General features: G+C 62.3%; 4 protein-coding genes. 3 read left to right on the top strand and 1 reads right to left on the bottom strand.

Annotated elements, in window-relative coordinates:
* From WEA77_RS05585 to WEA77_RS05575, 3 genes are all read left to right on the top strand, one after another.
* On the top strand, positions 1 to 260 hold a 260-nt coding region (locus WEA77_RS05585), incomplete at its 5' end, for a polysaccharide biosynthesis/export family protein (RefSeq protein WP_368066882.1).
* A gap of 356 nt (positions 261 to 616) precedes the next feature.
* Positions 617 to 1312: a sugar transferase gene (locus WEA77_RS05580; protein ID WP_368066881.1), complete on the top strand. Its 696-nt coding sequence runs from the start codon at positions 617 to 619 to the stop codon at positions 1310 to 1312.
* A gap of 309 nt (positions 1313 to 1621) precedes the next feature.
* The gene (locus WEA77_RS05575) at positions 1622 to 2254 is read left to right on the top strand and encodes a family 16 glycosylhydrolase (protein WP_368066880.1); all 633 of its coding nucleotides are present in this window, start codon (positions 1622 to 1624) and stop codon (positions 2252 to 2254) included.
* Between the two features lie 3 nt (positions 2255 to 2257).
* On the opposite strand, the gene WEA77_RS05570 is transcribed toward WEA77_RS05575, so the two are convergent.
* On the bottom strand, positions 2258 to 4468 hold the full coding sequence (locus tag WEA77_RS05570; protein ID WP_368066879.1) for a Tex family protein: 2211 nt from the start codon (positions 4466 to 4468) through the stop codon (positions 2258 to 2260).
* Positions 4469 to 4778 lie beyond the last annotated feature (310 nt).

The following is a 4778-nucleotide window of genomic DNA, read 5'->3' as shown; positions in this document are numbered from 1 at the left end:
CGCGCGTCAGCGCCGAAGTGATCAACTACCGCCCCTTCTACATTCTCGGCGAAGTCGGCCGCCCTGGCGAATATCCCTTTACCAGCGGTCTCACCGTACAGAATGCCGTGGCCGCTGCTGGCGGGTTCACCTACCGCGCGAACAAGCGGGTGATCTATATCAAGAGCATGGATTCGGACCGCGAGATTCCCTACGACCTGACACCGGGCACCGTGGTCAAACCGGGTGACACACTCCGGGTTGGTGAACGGATCTTCTGACCGGCACCGCTATTTTTTTCCCGGGGAAAAGGCGCCGCGTCCTGTCACAACGCCTTTTTCATATCGGAAACCTGGCAAATGGCAGCGCATGACGAGGCCGCAAACGCCTTATAACGCCGTTATTTTGGGTATTCTGCACAGCCAGGAGCAAAATGGCATTACAGTGGCGTAATATTTAACGAATACTTCTTGCCACAGGTGAATTTGCTAAATTCCTCTTAATTCGCAAACGCAGCAGTGGTATACAGTTTGCAATTGCCCGGTTCAGGACAAGGGAATGGCTTTGTGTGGCGCCGTGGGGGCACCTTCAAAGCTTGGACCTGCGCCGGGCAGAGTAGACTTTGAAGGGGAACTACATGGATTTCCGATACGGCGATCAGACAGGAAGTCTGACAGGCGACGCGCATTCGCACGAGGAAGCTGGTGGCGCGCCAGAAGGCCGCGATTTCAGCCCGAAGCGGATCTTTGACATCTCAATCGCTACGCTTGCGCTCGTTTTCGCTGCGCCGCTGCTTCTCGTTGTGGGTCTCCTGATTCGTCTGCAGGATAACCAGAAAGCCCTCTACTCGCAGCCACGCTGGGGCCGGAACGGCGAAACCTTCCAGTGCTTCAAGCTGCGCTCGATGGTGCCGGACGCTGCTGAGCGCCTGGACGCCTTGCTGGCGAGCAGCCCGGAAGCGAAGCGTGAATGGGACCTCACCCAGAAACTGACCAACGACCCGCGCATCACGCCGCTGGGCAAGTTCATCCGCGCGACCTCGATCGACGAGCTGCCGCAGCTGCTGAACATCATCCGCGGTGAAATGTCGTTCGTCGGTCCGCGCCCGATCCCGCTTTACGAGCGCTCGAAGTATGGCGACGGCTTCGAATATTACTGCCGCGTGCGTCCGGGTCTGACCGGCATCTGGCAGATCAGCGGGCGCAGCAACGTGTCGTATGCCGAGCGTGTCGAAATGGACACGGAATATGTCAAATCGAACACGTTTGCCGGTGATATAGGGATCATGCTGAAGACGGTTCCGGCCGTGCTACTGTCGGTCGGCGCAAAGTAAGCCGGCCGGTCAGATCCGGACACAAGCGAAGGGACGCAGAGCGCCCGGAACATACGGGAGCACGCGGCAATGGCCGGCAACGGAGCGGTCAGACCCTACCAGCTTCACACCGTAGGCGCGTTCGGCCTGGTCGCGTGCCTGGTCCTTGGCGCACTGGCAATGTTGCTCGATCCACCGGCGGACGGCGCCAAAAAAGTAGCGGCGGCGTCCCCGGGACCTGCCGGGGCTCAAGGCCGCGAGCCGTCTGGCTCTTTTCGGCACCAGTTCGGGCCCAGGCATGATGCGGCGCACTGGTACAAATCTGATTTCATGTATCCGAACTCGGCCCATCCGGCGTGGAAGGCGGACCTGATCCACTTCGAGAAGAACCGGATCGATCTCGAGGTCCGCCGCGAGAAGACCGGATACAAGACTATCGCCGGGGCCGAGTACCAGCGGCGGGGCTTTTTCCACTATGGCCGGTATGAAGTGGTGATGAAGCCGGCCAGAGGCTCGGGCACGGTATCGGCCATGTTCACCCATACGCACGGCCAGTTCGGCGATCCGCACGACGAGATCGACATCGAATTCCTGGGCAACCGGGCGCGCCAGCTGCACCTGAACTACTTTACCGACGGCAAGGCCGCCGGATCGATCTATGTGCAGCTCGGCTTCGATGCGACAAAAGAAGTGCACCTCTATGCCTTCGAGTGGGAGCCGGACGAGATCCGCTGGTATGTCGACGACAAGCTCGTGCACACTGCCACGCCTGACTTCCATGCCATCCCGCAAGCGCCGGGCCGCCTGATAGTTCACCTTTGGAGCGGCGGGCGCGAACAACATGACTGGCACGGACGCCCGACCTTTACGGACGGTACGCGTGCGTCAGTCTACTGCCTGAGCTTCCGGGCGCAGGGCGATCACGCCGCCCAGTGTTCCGATGCATTCAGCGCGAAAAAGTAGCGCTCAGCGGCGCGCGCCAGCATAGCCGCGCGGCTCGGCGGTGGTCTCGGACTTCATGCTGAGCGCAATCCGCTTGCGCGCAACATCCACTTCCTTGACGCGCACGCGCACTACCTGCCCCGCACGAACGACCGTATGCGGATCTTTGACGAAGGTGTCAGAGAGTTCCGAGATGTGGACAAGGCCGTCCTGGTGGACGCCGATATCAACGAAGGCGCCGAAGGCGGTAACGTTGGTGACGACGCCCTCCAGCGTCATGCCCGGCTGCAGGTCGGTCAGCTTCTCGACACCGTCCCTGAAGGTGGCAGTCTTGAATTCGGGGCGCGGATCGCGTCCGGGCTTCTCGAGTTCCTTCAGGATATCGGCGACGGTCGGCTCGCCGAAGGTGGCGTCCGCGAAATCGCGCGGTTTCAGTTTCGAGAGGAAAGCCTTGTCGCCGACGAGGCTCTTCACGTCGCGGCCGGTTTTCGCCGAGATGCGCTCGACGACTTCATAGGCTTCCGGGTGGACAGCAGAGCCATCAAGCGGGTTCTTAGCATCGCGGATGCGCAGGAAGCCGGCGGATTGTTCGAACGCCTTCGGGCCCATGCGGGGTACTTTTTTAAGGGCAGCGCGCGACTTGAAAGCGCCGTTCTCGTTCCGGAAGGCGACGATGTTGGAGGCGAGCGTCTCGTTGAGACCGGAGACACGGGCAAGCAATGGCGCGGAGGCTGTGTTAACGTCCACCCCGACCGCGTTCACGCAGTCCTCCACCACGGCGGTGAGCGAACCGGAGAGCGCTGACTGGTCAACGTCGTGCTGGTATTGGCCAACGCCGATGGCTTTCGGCTCGATCTTAACAAGCTCCGCCAACGGATCTTGCAGGCGCCGGGCGATGGAGACAGCGCCGCGGATCGAGACGTCCATGTCCGGGAATTCCTTCGCTGCGAGTTCAGACGCCGAGTAAACCGACGCGCCGGCCTCGGAGACCATGACGCGCGTCAGGCCAAGGTCCGGCATCCTAGATTCCAGTTCGGCGACGAGCTTGTCGGTCTCGCGGCTAGCGGTTCCGTTGCCAACGCTGACGAGCTGGACCTTGTGTTTCTTCGCAAGCTTGGCGAGCGTCATCAGGGCGCCGGCCCAGTCGCGCTTCGGTTCGTGCGGATAGACTGTGGCGGTTTCGAGTACCTTGCCGGTCGCGTCCACCACCGCGATCTTGCAGCCTGTACGGATGCCGGGATCGATGCCCAAGACGGTTTTCGGGCCGGCCGGCGCGGCGAGCAACAGAGCCTTCACGTTCTTGGAAAAGACGCTGATCGCTTCGCCGTCGGCGCGTTCCTTAACGCGGGCGAACAGGTCGTTCGTGCAGGCGGGCGCAAGGCGGGTTTTCCAGGCGATCTCCGCCGTTTCGGCAAGCCATGCATCGGCGGGGCGGCCTTTGCGCGAAATGGCGCCCTTTGACATCACCACGGCGACAGCCGGATGAACCTCTTTATCCGTATGCGGAATATTCAGGCTGATCTTCAGAACGCCTTCCTTCTCGCCGCGCAGGAGCGCGAGGAGGCGGTGTGAGGGCAGCTGTTCGATCGGCTGGTCGAAATCGAAATAGTCGGAGAACTTGGCGCCCTCTTCCGCCTTGCCCTTGGCGACCGAGGAGCGGACCTTGCCTTCGGCCCACATTTTTTCGCGCACAGCGCCGACGATTTCCGGCGTTTCCGCCAACGTCTCGACGACGATATGGCGTGCGCCTTCGAGCGCTTCGGCGGCGCAGGCGACACCCCTGGTTTTCGAAACGAACGTCGCGGCGATCTCGGCTGGGCTGAGGTTCGGATTGGCGAGCAATTGCTGGGCCAGCGGGGCGAGGCCGGCTTCGCGCGCAATTGTTGCCTTGGTGCGTCGCTTCGGCTTGAACGGGGCGTAGAGATCTTCGAGCGCGACCTTGGTTTCGGCAGCGTTGATCTGCTTTTCGAGCGCGGGGGTCAGTTTGCCCTGTTCGCGGATGGATTTGAGGACGGTGTCCCGGCGCGCGCTCAGGTCGGTGAGATAGGTCAGCCGGGCGGCGAGGTGGCGCAGCTGGGTGTCGTCGAGGCCCCCGGTGCGCTCTTTCCGGTAACGGGCGATGAAGGGCACGGTCGCGCCTTCGCCGATCAGGTCTATGGCCGCACTGATTTGTTTTTCTTCGACATTGAGTTCGCGGGCGATGAGGCGGGCAATCGAAGCGGGGGCAGCGGACATGCGCGGGATTTCCTCTGGACAACGGCGAGACGGGCGTGCGCCCGGGCGGCCATCATGTGAGGCCGCATGGTTCACAAATGGTTTCCGGCGCGGCTGATGACAGGCCAGCAGGGACATAGCATACAGCGGCAGGCTGCCCCCCGTAACGCCGCGAGGAAAGATGACCGCGATTGACGCGACCCTGATTGCGGCTGGCCTGGCAGCGGGCGCGGTAATCGACATGGGCGCCGCGCGGTATGCGCGCGACGTTGCGGGCAGCCCCGGCAGGTAAACCCTGGCCACGAAAATCCAGTCCGGGGCTGCCGGGGCC

The organism is Hyphomonas sp., assembly GCF_040882205.1.
GTDB lineage: Bacteria > Pseudomonadota > Alphaproteobacteria > Caulobacterales > Hyphomonadaceae > Hyphomonas.
Note: the sequence above shows the minus strand (reverse complement) of the source record. Positions and strands in the feature narration are given on the sequence as shown.

Bases quoted from the DNA above. Each gene is read 5' to 3' on its own strand.
- WEA77_RS05580 (WP_368066881.1), top strand. From the start codon at position 617: ATGGATTTCCGATACGGCGATCAGACAGGAAGTCTGACAGGCGACGCG.
- WEA77_RS05575 (WP_368066880.1), top strand. From the start codon at position 1,622: ATGTATCCGAACTCGGCCCATCCGGCGTGGAAGGCGGACCTGATCCAC.
- WEA77_RS05570 (WP_368066879.1), bottom strand. From the start codon at position 4,468: ATGTCCGCTGCCCCCGCTTCGATTGCCCGCCTCATCGCCCGCGAACTC.